The organism is Seleniivibrio woodruffii (assembly GCF_004339245.1).
Lineage (GTDB): Bacteria > Chrysiogenota > Deferribacteres > Deferribacterales > Geovibrionaceae > Seleniivibrio > Seleniivibrio woodruffii.
Genome location: NZ_SMGG01000004.1, coordinates 405523 through 422521, shown reverse-complemented (window position 1 = coordinate 422521; position 16999 = coordinate 405523). Strand labels below are relative to the sequence as shown.

The window sequence follows — 16999 nt, the reverse complement described above, 5'->3', positions numbered from 1 at the left end:
CAGGAGCGCAAATGCTTATTGAAACCGTTGACCTTGTAAAAAAATTCGATAAAAAAGCCGCAGTGGACGGCATATCTCTGTCCATCGCAGAGGGTGAATCCGTAGCGCTCCTGGGCCCGAACGGAGCAGGGAAGACCACCACGGTCAATATGCTGACAGGACTTTCACAACCCACCTCCGGCAAAATATTTTATAATGGAAAAGAGTTTGACAACAAGGATATAGAGATAAAAAAGACCATAGGGGTCGTTCCACAGCATAATAACGTCGACCGTGACCTCACGGTTGAGCAGAATCTCATTGTCCATGCGAAACTCTTCGGCATTAAAGACATAAAAGCCGCTGTCGACGAGGCAGTTACCTTTTCGGGACTGGAAGCCCACCGCACAAAAGAGGCCGAAAAACTGTCCGGCGGCATGAAAAGACGTCTGGTCATAGCCCGTGCGCTGATGCACAAGCCTAAAGTTCTGTTTCTGGACGAGCCTACGACAGGGCTTGATGCCAGTGTCCGCAGAACTTTATGGAGCTTTATCAGGTCTATAAACAAGACCCACGGCTGTACGGTGATAATGACCACCCACTACATTGAAGAGGCGGAGATGCTCTCCGACCATGTGGTGATCATTGATAACGGAAAAATTGCCGCAGAGGGCAAAACCGGAGAACTGAAAGAATCCGTAGGTCGGTTTGCTCTTGATATATATAAGGAAAGTGACATCGAAACCATGTATTTCGACACCAGACAGGAAGCTCTGCAAACTCTGGAAAACATAACAGCCGAAGCCCGCATCCGTGAGGTGACCCTTGAAGACGTGTATCTCAGGATAACCGGCAGAAGGATGGACGCATGAACGGCATAAAGGGTATTTTCTATCGTGAGATGAGGGTTTTAAAGAGCCGGATATACAGAAATATCCTTGCGTCCTCAGTTTCGCCCCTGCTGTTCCTCCTTGCGTTCGGGTATGGCATAGGCAGAAATTCTTCTGTGGGTGAAACAGGTTACATAGATTTCCTTATCCCCGGTCTTGTGGCCATGACCAGCATGAACCAGAGCTACGGAATATCCAGCGATATCAACATATCACGCTTCTATTTCAAAACCTTCGATGAATACCTTCTGGCTCCTGTGGCCAGATGGGAGATCATTGCGGGAGAGGTTATTTACGGTATCATAAAAGGGCTTATCCCCGTCATGATCGTCCTGACCTACGGCTATATAGCAGGAATGAAGCATATTCCGTCACTGATGCTTGTGCCGTCTCTGCTTATACATCTTATCATCTTCTCAATACTGGGAATTATGGTCGCATTAAAGGTTAAGAACCACGGCGATCAGTTCGCAGTGAACGCTTTTATAATCACACCTATGACATTCCTTTCGGGCACCTTCTTTCCTGTGGAAAAAATGCCCTCTGTTATCAAATATATAGCGCATATCTTCCCGCTGACCTACACAACGTCGCTCATAAGAGGTTCTGTTATCGGAACTGAAATTGACTATCTGCTGAATTTCGGTGTTTCCGCACTCATCGCCGGAGGATTCTTCTGGCTGTGCCTGCACATTGTGAGGGAAATGGAACCATGAGATATTTATGGCTGCTGTTCGCTCTGATTGCCGTTGCGGCATCGCTATTCTTCGGTTCGGCGAACATCGACCTGTTTGATAAAGCCAATTCCGACATCATCCTTAACCTGCGCCTGCCCAGAGCGGTCTTCTCGTTCATGGTGGGGGCAATGCTCGGGCTGTCAGGCTCGGTATATCAGCTTGTGCTGAGAAATCCTCTTGCAGACAGCTTCACCACCGGAGCGGCATCATCATCTGCTCTGGGGGCTGTTTTTGCCATTGCAGCGGGTTTCTCTCCGGTATATGTACCGCCGTTCGCTTTTATCACAGGGATTCTGGGGCTTTTCATAGTCTACAAGCTTTCCGGAGGCGCTAAGGGAGCTGTGACCATGATCCTCTGCGGAGTGATAGTCAATATAGTTGCATCAGCCATAATGGGGTTCATAAAATTCTACTTCGACGAATCGCTCTCGTCCGTGGTCTTCTGGCTGATGGGCGGGTTCAACTTCATAAATTATACTGAACTGGCAATAGTTTTCTGCGTTCTTACGGGAGCATTCATCTATCTGAACAAGAGAGCTCCTGTGCTTGACATGCTTATCTTTGATGACAGCACGGCCAGAACCGCAGGAGTTAGCATTAAGCAGGAGAGGGCGGGGGCGTTCATCACGGCAACCATCCTTGTTTCAGTGGCAGTTAGCTACAGCGGGCTGATAGGTTTTGTGGGACTTATCGTTCCCCACATAGCCCGCAGCATCTTCCGTCCGGATATGCGCACAAACCTTTATTATTCAATGATATTCGGCGGATTTCTTCTGCTGGCGGCGGACACCTTCGCACGCTCGGCAATATCTTCCGGAGCTGAACTGCCTGTCGGAATAGTGACTGCGGTCATAGGAGGCGTGTTCTTCTTTTACATCCTCGTGAAACGACGCTCGGAGATGTGGCATGATTAAATACGGCAAAATATACTACAAAAGACCTGATTTTGCGCTTGATATAAACGAGTTATCAATCAAAAACCATGAAAAAGTTGCAATACTCGGCGAAAACGGCTGTGGCAAAAGCACTTTTATAAACTACAGCTGTGGACTTCTGGATTCTGAGATAAATGTCAGCTACATGGACAGACCGCTGAAAACCCTGAACACCGAGGAACGGGCTAATATTTTCGCTCTTTTCAGCCAGAATCCGGACGTGGCATTCCCGTTCACCGTTTTCGAAGTTGTCCGCATGGGCAGATTCCGTATGTGCGGTGGCAACTACTCCCGAAAAGATGATGAGAAAACCATTGAAAAACTTACTCTTTTCGACATAGTCCGCTATAAGGACAAACGTCTCGACGAGCTGTCCGGAGGCGAAAAACGGCGGGTGCTTCTGGCGAGAGCTTTCAACCAGGAGACTCCTTATCTTTTTCTGGACGAACCTGTCAGCATGCTGGACATCCGGCATTCGCTTGAGATCATGAATATCATTGAAGATACGATGAAAACCGTAATTGCATCAATGCATGATGTCAATCTGGCTATAAGATATTTCAAGCGGCTCATTTTCATGAAAGACGGCCGGATACTGTATGATGTATCAAACAAAGAAGTCACCCCGCAGATCATCGAAGAGGTCTATAATGTCAAGGTTTCTCCTTATAATAACGCTTATTCTTTTGTCATTTAACGCTTTTTCAGCCGAAAGAGTCGTAATTCTGGCTCCTGCGGCCGGAGATATCATCCATAAACTTGGCGCAGAGAGCAAGATAGTCGGCGTGACAAAGAATCTGGAAGGCTTTCCTGCGGCTGCGGAAGTCGGTTCGCATCTTAAGCCCAACATAGAGATAATCAAGTCCCTCAGGCCGGATCTCATCATTGCCGGCAGCGGAAAATATTTCACAGATGAAATAAAGGCCGCAATAGGGGTGAGAACCTATATTTACGACCCAAGCAATCTGGCGGAGATTCTGCTTGCCCTCAGAGACCTGGGAAAAGAGTTCGGAAAGGCAGAAGTAGCTGACACAGTTGAAAAGTCGCTTAAAACGCAAATAAGCGGGCTGAAAAAACCTGCATGCAGAATAAACGTCTTCTTTGAGGTATCTCAGATACCGCTCATGTCCGCCGGAACCGACAGCATAGTCAGCGATATAGTCACCCGTGCCGGAGGCTATATGTCTGTCAAAGAAAGCAAAAAAGTATTCAAGACGGGTATTGAGACCGTAATTACAGGCAAGCCGGACATCTATATATATCAGATTGGCCCCATGAACAAAAACCCAATGCCGCCGCAGAGTAGAAACGAATACAGATCACTGAAAGCGGAATATGTCAGGGTAGACGAGACCGAGTTTTCCAGAGCCAACACAAACGCATTCGAAAACGTCAGATTCCTCAATAATATCTTCAACAACCACTGCTCAAACAGATAAAAGAGGGAAACCCTTGAACATCAAGGATTTCAGGCCACATGGCCTGCCTCCCTTACCAGCATATAACGTCCTATAAGAGGTCTTAGTTTATGTCAAAGATGCCATATCTGTGGCTTTCCACATATTTGGCATAAACTGGCTTATAGGATGATTTCGCCTCAAACCTGTCTGCACTGCCAATGCAGATTGAACACGAGAGAACAGCGAAGGCGGGCGGCTTGCTCGCCCGTAGCGGGCTGAACGCCCCGGAGGGCGTAAGCAACCCGCAGGCCTGAGCGGTAGATATCTTGGATATCTGTCGGGCATGCCCGTCCACTCTCATAACCATCCACCCCCTATGTGTAACACGGGGGTAGAACTCAGGACTATTCAGATGATTGTTCATTACGGGTTTGACAGATTAAAGGTGTCTGTTTCAAATTATGTGTTTCGTACTACAGATTTAGAAGGCCTAGAGCCTAAAGGAATGTCAAATGGTTTCAGATGGTTCAGCAATGCAAAGTATGCTCTTGGCATTTCAGACGGTTATTGTGTTATCGAGTTCTTTTCTCTTTGGTTCATCACCGAGGTGAGCACCATGTCAGAAGTATGGCCAAAAGTATCAGGATTCCTTTCAGATATGTTTGAAAGATACGAGAACCCTAGAATCAGTCGGGTTGACGTTTTCGCAGACTATACAGGGGATTCCATTGAAGAGCTGACAAACGAAGACTACAGGGGAAAGTCAAAGACTAAGACGGGCAAGTTCTCAGGTGACACCGGTACAGAGACTTCATACCTGTTCAATCGTTCTCACTCGTGGACAGTCCGGAGATACGACAAAAGCCGGGAGATCTCCGACAACATGACTGGCCATAGATATGATCCGGAATACGCCTCCGGCGTTATCCGAATCGAAGCAGAGTATCAGAAGGATTATCTTAAAAACCTGAAAGAACGTAGTTTCAAGAACTGCATAGCCTTTATTATTAAACACCTTCGGGAGTGTCGCCCGGTTGAGTTAGGTTTCCTTGCTGACAGACTGGAAGAGGAGATAGGCGGGGGAGTGATACAGTACAAGGCATCCACAACCGGGCAACACACCGGGCAGAGGACAAAAGAACGGATTTACAAAGCTCTGGCATTACTACATGGAGACTTCCGGGCAATCACCGGAGGAGATGACACAGAGTTTTACGCAGAACTTGCAAAGCTCGGCCGCAAGGCCATATCTATACATGTGTGAGGTGCGAAATGTTGAAAGATATACTGATAAGTATTTTGTATGCTCTGTTCTACAGAAAGCGGAGGTGGTAACATGTCCGGGTTTATACATTCTGAGGTCATAGCAAACCTTGAGAGCATCGACAGAGAGATGATTACTATTCAGGCAAGCATGACAATAGATTCTCTTCTGGACGAACTGTACACGCTTTCAGCTCTGGAAGAATCGGGGGAGTTCTGGTTATCTGCCGCAAACGATGAGGATTGATTTTATAAATAAAGGTGGTATACTTTACAACACTGAATAGTCTAAGGCGAAAGCCCGTTTGGTCTTGGCAGAGATCTTTCGGGCTTTTTTCATTCTGCAGATCCAACTGCAGATCTGCGGTCGAACGTCAAAAGAACCCGCTACGGCAGTCGGCTTGCTTTGCCTTGTCGGCTTCGTCTTCGCTCGCCGCCTTCGGGCAAAGCCTCCCGCCTCCGCTCTCTCGCTCCCGGTGCGCCGCCCGCTTTCGTTGTCGGCTCGGCCGCTCCGCATTCCTCGGCCTGCGGCCTGCGGGCTTCGCTGTGAGGCTACGCCGCCCTGTGGGTCGGCTTGCCGCCTCGCCGCCTTCCGGCGTGCGTTCGCCCGTGCGCTTGTCGCCCTGCCGCACTCCTGACACGTCTATGCACTCTTTCCCCTCTGTACTTGCTTTAGTCGCTGTGGTGCGGGGTCGCCCCCGTTCGCTTCGCTCTCTCCCGCCCGTGCGCCCCCGCTCAGTTCGGCCGGGTTGCGCCTGCTCGTTCCTCGCCCCGCCTCCCGGCCTGCTTCCCTCCGGAACAGTGGGAAATATACCTGACGTGTCAGGCCATCTAAAGAGGATGTGGAAAACAACATAAACCATTCGTAATATTGACTGGCCGAGAAACGACAAGTGTTGTCGCCGCTCTGCCGCCGGAAGCCCGTTGAAACTCCGTTTCACTTCGTTGCACCCGGCGAGGGTTTCAGCCGGGCGTTCCTTCGGCTTCGCTTCTGTGCGGTGGCTTTTCTTGGCGGGGCAGGGGTGCGCCGGGTTGTGTTGCCTCGCTCTGCCTGCACTGTCTCCGGCGAAACAGAATGGCCACTGACGTTTTCTATAATCACTACCTGTTGATTTGAATAATATTCGTGAAATACTGTAGGATCTATTGACGTGCATATGTCATATGTGGCATAGTCTTCTCATGAAAGATTACAAAAGATTCTCGAATAGATACAAGGGCTGTGTGTACACGTTCAGACTTGAGGTGTATTTATGGGAGATCCTCGTTAAATACTTTGACGGGGACGAGAAAAAAGCCAGAAAGTATTTAAGGCTCAGGGTTCAAAATGCAGTCGATACTGAAAGAACGCTCACTGCCGCTATCCGGGAAGATATCACTAAAAGAATAGCCCGGGAGTTATTCGGAGAAAACGAATAACTCCGGGTCGGGTCTTCGTAGAAGCCCGGGCACGTTGCGCCGGGCAACGAGCAGGAAGAGCCGGGCGGCACAACCCGGCGCATGCAACCCAACAGCGAAGCCCAAGAAAAGCGGACGACTGCCGCCACGATGGCGGCGGGAGGAGGCCGCAGGGCAAGCGGTTACAAGGCAAAAGGTGGTAGCGAAAACGTCCTATAAGATATATTATGTTAAATTAAACCACAAGAATATGTATTTGCGTTTGAACCGCATATGGATTAGATTGTCTAACCTATTATTTTATGAGGGTAAAATTGTGAATTTAGATTTTCTGTTCGTAGAGGTTCTTTCAAAACCTGTATGGTCGTGGATAGTGTTTTTCGCTCTGGTCATTTTCCTGCTGATTCTTGACCTTGGGCTGTTCAACAAAAAGGATCATGAGATCGGCGTCAAAGAAAGCCTCAAGATGTCCGCTTTCTACATCGGCATAGGTCTCCTGTTCGGAGTCTGGGTTTGGTGGAAATTCGGGGCAGACAGCGGTTTTAATTATCTGACGGGCTTTGTGGTCGAAAAATCTCTGGCCATGGACAACATATTTGTCATAGCCATGATATTCGCATACTTCAAAACGCCCAGAATCTATCAGCACAGAGTCCTCTTCTGGGGTATCATCGGGGTTATAATTCTCAGAGGTATAATGATAGGTCTCGGTTCGGCCATTGTTACCCGTTTCGAATGGGTGCTCTACATTTTCGCAGCGTTTCTGGTTTACACCGGAATCAAGATGATGTTTTCAAAGGATGACGACGACAGCGACCTTGTGGACAATTCACTGCTGAAATTTCTGCGCAATCACCTCAGAATAACCGACAATCTCCATGGGCACGATTTCTTTGTGAGACAGATGAACCCGGCAACCGGAAAACTTCAGCTCTTTTGCACTCCCCTCTTCGTTGCCCTGCTTATGGTGGAGATCGCAGACGTTATATTCGCCGTGGATTCTGTTCCTGCTGTTTTCACCATAACAACAGACCCTTACGTTGTTTTTACCAGCAATATTTTCGCAATTCTCGGTCTTCGTGCACTCTATTTTGCACTCTCGGCCATGATAAAGCGTTTCCACTACCTTAAATATACACTCTCACTTGTGCTGGTGTTTATCGGATCAAAGATATTCATCGGCGATGTGTTCGGATGGTACCACTTTTCATCACTCCAGTCGCTCTGCATAACACTTTTTCTGCTTGCGTCCGGAGTTATCTTCTCTCTTGTGAAAACAAAGAACGAACCTATTGAATAAAGGCTTCGGCTCCTTTAAGAGCCAGCCAGACTGTTGCCGCATAACGGGCGAGTTTCCCTATGAAGACCAGAACGGCGTATTTTGCAAAGTTCATCTTCAGGAGACCGCCCACAAGGCACAGAGGGTCGCCCACCACCGGAATCCACGAAAAAAGCAGAGATACCGACCCGTATTTATTATAGATACGTTCGGCCTTTGCCCTGCCCTCATCACTGATCTTAAGCACTTTTTTGATGGCGAAGTCGCTGCCGTAATAGCCTATTGCATAGGTTGTACAGGCGCCCAGAAAGTTGCCGGAAACGGCACAGAAAAGCAGAATGACGGGATTAAGCCCTTTTAAGACAAGCGCAACCAGCAGCCATTCCGAAGCCAGAGGCAGAGCGGTTGACGCCAGAAACGCCAGCAGAAACATTGAAAAATATCCGTATTCCATCAGCCATTCATGCATAAACTCTTATACCATCGCCTTAGTGTATTGACTAGCAATCTTATTAGTCGTATAACTGAAAACCCAAAATACCAATATTATTTATATTTTCGGGGGATTTAATGATTCTTGCAATATTCGATCTGGACGGCACAATTCTCGACACACTTCAGGATATACATGAATGCCTCGACGAAACCATGAAGCATTTCGGTCTGGCCAGATTTTCCATTGATACAACCAAAAGCTACGTCGGCGACGGCATCCGCAAGCTGGTTATCCGTGCCGCCGGAGAAGAGAATTTCAAAGATGAGATGGAAACCTTTTTCCGATCTCTTTATGCTGAAAGAATGACATTAAACACCAAAGTAATAGACGGTTATGACAGAATATTTGACTATCTGTCTAAAAATGACATTAAAACCGTTATCCTTTCTAATAAAATCGCATCATTAACAGGCGAACTTGTCGTGCATTACGGCATCGACAGATACTTTGACAAGTGGTACGGGGGCGACAGTTTCGGCAAGAAAAAACCCTCCCCTGTTCCGGTGGAGAACATAGTCAGCGACTACGGCGCAGACAAATCCCGCACCATAATGATTGGCGATAACCACACAGACATCGAATCCGGCTTTCATGCAGGGGTAAAAACTTGCTTTTGCGCTTTCGGCTATGGTACTGTGAGTGAGGTCAAGCCTGACTTTACGGTCAACAGTCCTGAAGAGATAATAACCATTCTGGAGGGCATCAAGTGACGAGAACTGCTTTCTATGCTGATTATGTTTGGTATAACAACAAGATACACACAAACACCCATCTCCTGGTAGACGGCGACACCATCGCAGGTATAGCCGAGCACCCTTCCGATGATTTCAAAATAGAAAAATTTGCCAACTCTGCAATCTTTCCCGGACTGGTGAACACCCATACTCACCTCCCCATGGGTCTTTTCAGAGGGATGGCGGACGATCTGCCGCTTATGGAATGGCTCCAGAAGCATATCTGGCCTGCCGAGGGCAAATGGCTGTCTCCGGAGTTCATTCAGGCTGCAACCGATCTTGCGGCTGTGGAGATGATTAAGAGCGGCACAACCCTTTCCAACGACATGTATTTTTTATCGGACTTTATAGCCGAATCCATCAGAAAAAGCGGCCTTAAAGGTGTTGTCGGTGTCGGAGTTCTGGATTTTCCCACCAAATTCGGCAACAATGCAGACGACTACATCACCAATGCATCAAAACTTTGCGAGAAATATAAAGGGGATGAGCTGATAAGCGTATCTCTCTGCCCCCATGCTCCATACACCGTAAACCCTGAGAACTACACTAAATGCGTCGAATTCTGCGCAAAACACGGGCTGGTTCTGCACACACACCTGATGGAAGCAGACCACGAATCGGCCGATTCGGTGGCAAAATACGGCAAAACCACCGTGCAGATAATGAATGAAGTGGGAGCCTTTGATATCAAAAGTATTTTTGCCCACTGCGTTCAGCTGAACGATGAAGAGATAGCTCTGATGGGCGAGAAAAAGGTCAGCGTTGCACACTGCATTCAGAGCAATATGAAGCTGGCAAACGGCTTTGCTCCCGTCAAAAAAATGATGGATGCCGGAATTAACGTCACCATCGGAACCGATGGAGCCGCAAGCAACAACGACCTTGATATGATTGACGAAACACGCAGTGTGGCACTGGTGCACAAAGGAGTTCTAAAGGACGCAACCGCCCTTTCGGCGGACACTGTGCTCCACATGGCTACCTCCTGCGGCGCAAAGGCTCTGGCCGTCGACAACACAGGCGAGCTGAAAAAAGGCAATAAGGCGGATTTCATCGCCGTTTCCTTCGACAGCCCGAAAACCACTCCCGTTTTCAATCCCGTTTCCCATCTGGTCTATTCCGCATCGGCTTCCGATGTCACCGCCATGTATGTTAACGGTAAATGCCTGATGAAAGACAGGGTTATCCTGACTGTGGACGAAGAGAAGATTAAATATAACGCCCGGGCATGGGCGGAAAAGATAAAGAAAGGCTAACAGAGGAGATTCATGAAAGATTACAAAAGCTATTCAAACCCCCTTCAGGAGAGATACGCAAGCCCCGAAATGCTGTACCTCTTCTCCCCTCACAAAAAATTCACCACATGGCGCAGGCTGTGGGTTGCTCTTGCTGAGTCCGAGAAAGAGCTGGGACTGAACATCACAGACGAGCAGATCGCAGAGCTGAAAGCCAATATCGACAACATAGATTTTGAATATGCGGCGCAGATGGAGCGTAAGTTCCGTCATGACGTTATGGCGCATGTCCACACCTACGGCGAGTGCTGTCCCAAAGCGATGCCAATCATCCACCTGGGAGCAACCAGTGCATTCGTTGGCGACAACACCGACCTTATCGTTATGAAAGAAGGTATGGAGATAGTCCGCAAAAAACTGATAAACGTTATGGGCAACATGAAGAAATTTGCCCTGAAATACAAAAATATGCCGGCTCTGGGCTTCACCCACTTCCAGCCTGCACAGCTGACCACCGTCGGTAAGCGTGCATGCCTGTGGCTTCAGGATTTTGTTCTTGATTTCGAAGCACTTGAGTTTGCTCACGAAAATCTCCGTTTCAGAGGGGTTAAAGGAACCACAGGCACTCAGGCCTCCTTCCTCCACCTTTTCGACGGCGACCATGCAAGAGTACGCAAGCTGGACGAAACAGTATCCGCCAAAATGGGCTTTGACAAGGTTCTCACCATCGCAGGACAGACCTACACCCGCAAGCAGGACACAAGAGTCCTCGCTGTGCTCGCCGCAATAGCTGAGTCAGCCCACAAGATGGCAACCGACCTTCGTCTGCTGGCTAACCTGAAAGAGGTTGAAGAACCCTTTGAAAAGAACCAGATAGGCTCCAGCGCAATGGCATACAAACGCAACCCCATGCGCAGTGAGCGTGTATGCTCCCTCGCCCGCCACGTCATAACACTGAGCCTGAACCCCTACATGACCCATGCCACACAGTGGTTCGAAAGAACGCTGGATGATTCCGCAAACAGACGCATCGGCATTTCCGAGGCATTCCTTGCAATCGATGCTATCCTCGAACTGCTCTACAACATAACCGACGGCCTTGTTGTTTATGAAAAAATGATAACCAAGAGAGTTATGGAGGAGCTTCCCTTCATGGCTACAGAAAACATAATAATGGAATCAGTGAAGCGTGGAGCCGACAGACAGGAGATGCACGAAGTTATCCGTGTGAACTCCATGGAGGCCGGAAAGCGTGTCAAGATGGAGGGCGAATCCAACGACCTTCTGGACAGGCTTGCCGCTGATACAGCAGTTCCCCTGAACAAAGACGAGATAATGAATCTGCTGGATCCGGTCAAATTTGTGGGACGTTCCCCCGAACAGGTCGACCAGTTCATAACAGAAGAAGTAGACCCCATTATCGAGAAATATGAAAAACTTCTCGGCATGGATGTTGATATTAAAGTTTAATTGAGATCCTTCGGCTTTGCCTCAGGATGACGATAAAGAAACAATAAAGGCGGTCAATTGACCGCCCTCTTTTTTTGTTGTCATTCTGAATGAAATGAAGAATCTAAATTGTGAGATCCTTCGGCCGCAGCCTCAGGATGACTGCAAATTATCTGTCCAGATTGACCGTTCCGGTCAGTTCGCTGAAATTACCTATATTATTCTCAGCCATATACTTATCAAGATCGCTGATTATCTTAAGAGGAATTTCGGGATCAATGAAGTTTGCCGTGCCAACCTGCACCGCAGACGCACCCACCAGACCGAACTCAACAACGTCTTTCCAGTCAATTATACCGCCGATACCCATTATCGGAATTTTGACCGTGCGGAAAGTCTCGTGAACCATACGGATGGCCACTGGTTTAATGGCAGGACCTGAAAGCCCGCCGGTGATGTTGTAGATATTAGGCTTTCTGTTATGGATGTTAACCGACATTCCAAGCAGAGTGTTTATAGCGCTGATGGCATCCGCACCCGCCTGTTCACAGGCCTGAGCATATACCTTAATGTTTGTCACATTAGGAGAAAGCTTTACCATCAGAGGTTTATTCTTAAGAACTTTCTTAACGTTGTATGTGACCTCATGGGTCATTTTGGGGTCTGTTCCGAAAGCGATGCCGCCCTCTTTGATGTTAGGGCAGGATATGTTCATTTCAAGCATATCCACGTCCGCCTCGTCAAGGATTCTGGCAACTTCAACATATTCTTCAATAGTTTTGCCCCAGAAATTTACGATTATCTTTGTGTCGTGCTTGCGCAGCTCAGGCAGTTTTTCCGTGATGAAACGCTCCACACCGACATTCTGAAGGCCGATTGCGTTCAGCATGCCGGAGGTGGTCTCCATTATTCTGGGCATGGGGTTGCCCTGAACCTCTTTAAGGGAGATACCCTTAACTGAGATTCCGCCTAATTTGCTGATATCTATGTATTTTGCGTATTCAAGTCCATAGCCGAAAGTTCCGCTGGCGGTTATCACCGGGTTCTTGAACTCTATTCCGCAAAAGGTGGTTTTCAGTCTGTCAGACATAAAGCATTCTCCGGATTAACTTAATTTGTCCCAAGCGATTTTGGCTCCGTCAAAAACGGGGCCTTCCACACAGCATCTTTTCTGAACTATCTCATCACCCTCTCTCAGATAGATGATACAGCCGAGGCATGCGCCAAGTCCGCAGGCCATGCGCTCGTCGAGGGAAACCTCAACAGGTACTTCAGCATTAACGCATATTTCACTGACGGTTTTAAGCATGGGCTTAGGGCCGCAAGCATAGACCATGTCATACGTTTCGACGTTTTCTTTGAAAGGCAGTGTAACAAACCCTTTGATTCCCGCAGAGCCGTCGTCTGTTGTCACGATAAGGTGATCGGTGTTCTCCTTAAGCTCTTCAAGCAGGACAACATCGTCAACAGTACGGCCGCCGTAGTAAAGGTCGACAACACAACCACGGTTTTTGAGGGTTTTTGCGAGCCAGAAAACAGGGGCTATCCCTATTCCGCCTGCAACCAGAGCCACACGTTTGTTCTCAAGCAGAGTGAAGCTGTTGCCCAGCGGTGCGGAGAACTCTATCATGCCCCCTTCGTGGAACTCGCTGAGGAGTTTTGTTCCTTTGCCCACAACCATATAGACAAGGTTGAACTTGCCGTCGTGAACATCTGCGACACCCAGCGGGCGGCGCAGAAGCGGATCGTGGGTATACTCCTGACTGCCGGGTTTGATCATGAGAAACTGACCGACATGCGCCTGAGTAACAAACTCCTCCGATTTTATTTCAAGGAAAAAGTATTTATCGTTAAGTCTCTGGTTTTTAACCACTTTTCCTTTCATCACTATCCTCTTTTGTAGTAATCCTGAATGGGCGTAACGGTGAGGCCTTTCTGTCCGGCCTCAATGGCCACAACGCATGCCTTCGCCGCTTCAACGGTGGTAACGTAGGGCACGCTGTAGCTGAGTATTGTCCTTCTGATGGATTCGCTGTCCAGTCTGGACTTTTTACTCTCGGGGATATTGATTACAAAGGCGATCTCGCCGTTCTTTATCTTGTCGATAACGTTGGGGCGGACACCTTCATGTACTTTAGCAAGTTTTTCTACCTCAAGCCCGTTCTCTTTCAGAAATCCATAGGTTCCTGCTGTGGATACGAGTTTGAAGCCAATTTTAACAAGCTCTTTCGCAACGCCGAGTATTTCGTCTTTAACGGAATCTTTAACGCTGATGAACACGTTTCCTTTCTTGGGCAGTTTGTTTCCGGCGGCTATCTGAGCCTTGTAGAAAGCACTGCCGAAGTGAGAATCGATACCCATTACCTCCCCTGTCGACTTCATCTCGGGTCCGAGAACGAGGTCTGTTCCGGGGAATTTTACGAAGGGGAACACGGACTCTTTAACTGTAAAGTAGGTTATATCCACCTCTTTTGTGAATCCGAGGTCTTTCAGCTTCGCACCAGCCATGACCTTTGCGGCCATTTTTGCAAGGGGAACGCCTATTGTCTTGCTTACATAGGGAATTGTTCTGGATGCTCTGGGGTTTACCTCAAGCATGTATATTTCGTCGTCTTTGATTGCATACTGAATGTTCATCAGACCGATGACCTTCAGCTCTTTTGCGATGTTTCTTGTGTGTTCCAGAAGCTGAGCACGAACCTTGTCGTTGATGGTTCTGGAAGGGATTGAGCATGCAGAGTCGCCGGAGTGAACTCCCGCCTCTTCGATATGCTGCATGATTGAGCCTATAACGGTTATTTCGCCGTCGCTGATGGAGTCAACGTCCACCTCGGTTGCATGCTGAAGGTATTTGTCAATAAGCACTGGGTGCTCATCGCTGGCCTGAACAGCGTGAACCATATAGCTTTGCAGTGATTCCGTGTCGTACACTATCTCCATGGCACGTCCGCCAAGAACGTATGAGGGGCGCACAACCACGGGATAGCCGATCTCCTCGGCAATTTTATAGGCCTCTTCGGCTGTCTTTGCGATGCCGTTGGGCGGCTGTTTGATATTCAGTCTGGTTATGAGGTCTTTAAAACGCTCTCTGTCCTCTGCAATGTCGATGCTGTCGGGTGACGTACCCAGAATAGGCACTCCCGCTTTTTCAAGGGGTACAGCCAGTTTCAGAGGTGTCTGACCGCCGAACTGAACGATAACGCCGAAGGGTTTCTCCTTTTCAACTATATTGAGAACGTGTTCCCTTGTGAGGGGTTCGAAATAGAGTCTGTCGGAGGTGTCGTAGTCGGTTGAAACCGTTTCGGGGTTACAGTTGACCATGATGGTCTCGAATCCCATCTCCTCAAGGGCGAAGGATGCGTGGACACAGCAGTAGTCGAACTCAATACCCTGACCGATACGGTTGGGACCGCCGCCGAGGATCATTATTTTCTTCTTATCGGTGGGTTCAGCCTCGCACTCTTTTTCATATGTGCTGTAAAGATAGGGAGTAAACGACTCAAACTCTGCGCCGCAGGTATCCACACGCTTGTAGACAGCCTTGCCTCTGGTCTTTTCCCAGACCTGAAGTTCAGTGCATTTCATGAGTTTTGCCAGACGTTTATCACTGAATCCCATCTGCTTTGCTTTAAGGAATGTCGCATCATCTATTGATGTGATTGAATATTTCTTAAGAACTTCTTCGAAATCTATTATCTGTTTGATGTTGTCGAGGAACCACGGATCGATGAAGCAAAGCTCGTGGACTTCCTGAACGGAGAAGCCCGCTCTGAAAGCCTCGCCAACATACCACATACGCTCTGCCGTAGGGCGTCTGAGCAGTGATTTTATGTTTTCGATGGCAGTTTCGGTCATTCTCTCTTCGTCGGAGTAAACTTCGTCAAAGCCCGATTTACCTATCTCCAGAGAGCTGATGGCTTTCTGCATTGACTCTTTGAAGGTTCTGCCGATAGACATTGCCTCGCCTACGGATTTCATCTGAGTTGTCAGGGTGTTATCCGCTCCGGGGAATTTCTCGAATGTAAATCTGGGAAACTTTGTTACGCAGTAGTCTATAGTAGGCTCGAAAGACGCAGGGGTCTTGAGCGTGATGTCGTTTTTAAGCTCGTCAAGAGTGTAGCCCACAGCCAGTTTAGCCGCAATTTTTGCGATGGGGAATCCTGTTGCTTTTGATGCAAGAGCGGAGCTTCTGGAAACTCTGGGGTTCATCTCGATGATTATCTGCTTGCCTGTTTTGGGGTCAACGGCGAACTGAACGTTCGAACCGCCTGTATCAACGCCTATCTCACGGATAACCGCCAGTGCGGCGTTACGCATGACCTGATATTCTTTGTCGGTGAGAGTCTGCGCAGGTGCAACAGTGATGCTGTCGCCTGTGTGAACGCCCATTGCATCTATGTTTTCGATGGAGCAGATGATGACAACGTTGTCGTTAAGGTCACGCATGACCTCAAGCTCGTACTCTTTCCATCCGAGCACTGATTCCTCAACGAGGATCTCGGTTACGGGTGAGGCCTCAAGCCCCCACTCCACATATTCTTTGTATTCTTCCATGTTGTAGGCGACGTTTCCGCCTGTTCCGCCAAGGGTGAACGAGGGGCGGATGATTGCGGGGAAGCCGATTTTATCGATGCAGTCAAGGGCATCCTGATAGGTGTTTACAACGTAGCTTTCAGGCAGAGTGAGGCCTATTTTCTTCATGGCCTGCTTGAAAAGCTCTCTGTCCTCCGCTTTGTCGATGGCTTCTATCTTTGCACCGATGAGTTCAACGTTGTATTTTTCCAGAACGCCTGCCGCATGAAGGTCTTTTGCGAGGTTAAGCGCAGTCTGACCGCCGACAGTGGGCAGTATCGCATCGGGACGTTCCTTTGCGATTATCTTTTCCGCCATTTCCACGTTAAGGGGTTCGATGTATGTAGCATCGGCTATCTCGGGATCTGTCATGATTGTTGCAGGGTTTGAGTTGATGAGAATAACTCTGTATCCCTCTTCTTTCAGTGCTTTAACAGCCTGAGTTCCCGAATAGTCGAATTCGCATGCCTGTCCGATGACGATAGGTCCGGAACCTATTATCATGATAGACTTAATGTCTGTTCTCTTAGCCAAAATATCCTCCGATGAACCGCTATGGGCAAAACTTCAATTTTCTATCAGATTTCATTCCGTTTTACAAGGTGATAATGCGTTTCAGGCATAAATTATAT

Annotated in this window: 16 protein-coding genes; 12 read left to right on the top strand and 4 right to left on the bottom strand. The window is 48.3% G+C overall.

Going from position 1 to position 16999, the window contains the following annotated elements; genetic code table 11:
* The first annotated feature begins 11 nt into the window (after positions 1-11).
* From C8D98_RS08065 to C8D98_RS08030, 9 genes are all read left to right on the top strand, one after another.
* Positions 12-851: an ABC transporter ATP-binding protein gene (locus tag C8D98_RS08065; protein WP_132873623.1), complete on the top strand. Its 840-nt coding sequence runs from the start codon at positions 12-14 to the stop codon at positions 849-851.
* A complete protein-coding gene (locus tag C8D98_RS08060; RefSeq protein WP_132873622.1) occupies positions 848-1585 on the top strand; it encodes an ABC transporter permease in 738 nt (245 codons plus the stop codon). The genes C8D98_RS08065 and C8D98_RS08060 overlap by 4 nt, the downstream gene beginning before the upstream one ends.
* A complete protein-coding gene (locus tag C8D98_RS08055) occupies positions 1582-2520 on the top strand; it encodes a FecCD family ABC transporter permease (RefSeq protein ID WP_132873621.1) in 939 nt (312 codons plus the stop codon). The genes C8D98_RS08060 and C8D98_RS08055 overlap by 4 nt, the downstream gene beginning before the upstream one ends.
* A complete protein-coding gene (locus tag C8D98_RS08050) occupies positions 2513-3238 on the top strand; it encodes an ABC transporter ATP-binding protein (RefSeq protein ID WP_132873620.1) in 726 nt (241 codons plus the stop codon). Before C8D98_RS08055 ends, C8D98_RS08050 begins: the two co-directional genes overlap by 8 nt.
* The gene (locus tag C8D98_RS08045; protein ID WP_165871239.1) at positions 3192-3980 is read left to right on the top strand and encodes an ABC transporter substrate-binding protein; all 789 of its coding nucleotides are present in this window, start codon (positions 3192-3194) and stop codon (positions 3978-3980) included. Before C8D98_RS08050 ends, C8D98_RS08045 begins: the two co-directional genes overlap by 47 nt.
* A gap of 577 nt (positions 3981-4557) precedes the next feature.
* Positions 4558-5205, top strand: a complete 648-nt coding sequence (locus tag C8D98_RS08040; RefSeq protein ID WP_132873618.1) for a hypothetical protein — start codon at positions 4558-4560, stop codon at positions 5203-5205.
* A 72-nt stretch (positions 5206-5277) separates the two neighbouring features.
* Entirely contained in the window at positions 5278-5451 is a 174-nt protein-coding gene (locus tag C8D98_RS13745; RefSeq protein WP_165871238.1) for a hypothetical protein, read from the top strand.
* 935 nt (positions 5452-6386) lie between these two features.
* A complete protein-coding gene (locus C8D98_RS08035; RefSeq protein WP_132873617.1) occupies positions 6387-6623 on the top strand; it encodes a hypothetical protein in 237 nt (78 codons plus the stop codon).
* Between the two features lie 295 nt (positions 6624-6918).
* A complete protein-coding gene (locus C8D98_RS08030) occupies positions 6919-7902 on the top strand; it encodes a TerC family protein (RefSeq protein ID WP_207891251.1) in 984 nt (327 codons plus the stop codon).
* Here C8D98_RS08030 and C8D98_RS08025 read toward each other — a convergent pair.
* Positions 7892-8350: a YqaA family protein gene (locus C8D98_RS08025; RefSeq protein ID WP_132873615.1), complete on the bottom strand. Its 459-nt coding sequence runs from the start codon at positions 8348-8350 to the stop codon at positions 7892-7894. The genes C8D98_RS08030 and C8D98_RS08025 overlap by 11 nt on opposite strands.
* A 101-nt stretch (positions 8351-8451) precedes the next feature.
* Between C8D98_RS08025 and C8D98_RS08020 the strand changes: the two genes are divergently transcribed.
* The 3 genes from C8D98_RS08020 to purB are packed head-to-tail and all read left to right on the top strand — an operon-like array spanning position 8452 to position 11816.
* Entirely contained in the window at positions 8452-9087 is a 636-nt protein-coding gene (locus C8D98_RS08020; protein ID WP_132873614.1) for an HAD family hydrolase, read from the top strand.
* Positions 9084-10367 carry an amidohydrolase family protein gene (locus C8D98_RS08015; RefSeq protein WP_132873613.1) on the top strand — a complete coding sequence of 428 codons (1284 nt, stop codon included), beginning with the start codon at positions 9084-9086 and terminating at the stop codon, positions 10365-10367. The genes C8D98_RS08020 and C8D98_RS08015 overlap by 4 nt, the downstream gene beginning before the upstream one ends.
* Before the next feature lie 12 nt (positions 10368-10379).
* On the top strand, positions 10380-11816 hold the full coding sequence (gene purB, locus C8D98_RS08010) for an adenylosuccinate lyase (RefSeq protein WP_132873612.1): 1437 nt from the start codon (positions 10380-10382) through the stop codon (positions 11814-11816).
* Between the two features lie 148 nt (positions 11817-11964).
* Here purB and C8D98_RS08005 read toward each other — a convergent pair whose 3' ends face one another.
* From C8D98_RS08005 to carB, 3 genes are read right to left on the bottom strand one after another with little or no spacing between them, the layout of a single operon-like run.
* Positions 11965-12885, bottom strand: coding sequence for a dihydroorotate dehydrogenase (locus C8D98_RS08005; protein ID WP_132873611.1), 921 nt, complete (start codon positions 12883-12885; stop codon positions 11965-11967).
* Between the two features lie 15 nt (positions 12886-12900).
* Positions 12901-13680, bottom strand: coding sequence for a dihydroorotate dehydrogenase electron transfer subunit (locus C8D98_RS08000; RefSeq protein WP_132873610.1), 780 nt, complete (start codon positions 13678-13680; stop codon positions 12901-12903).
* 2 nt (positions 13681-13682) lie between these two features.
* Entirely contained in the window at positions 13683-16901 is a 3219-nt protein-coding gene (carB, locus tag C8D98_RS07995; protein WP_132873609.1) for a carbamoyl-phosphate synthase large subunit, read from the bottom strand.
* Positions 16902-16999 lie beyond the last annotated feature (98 nt).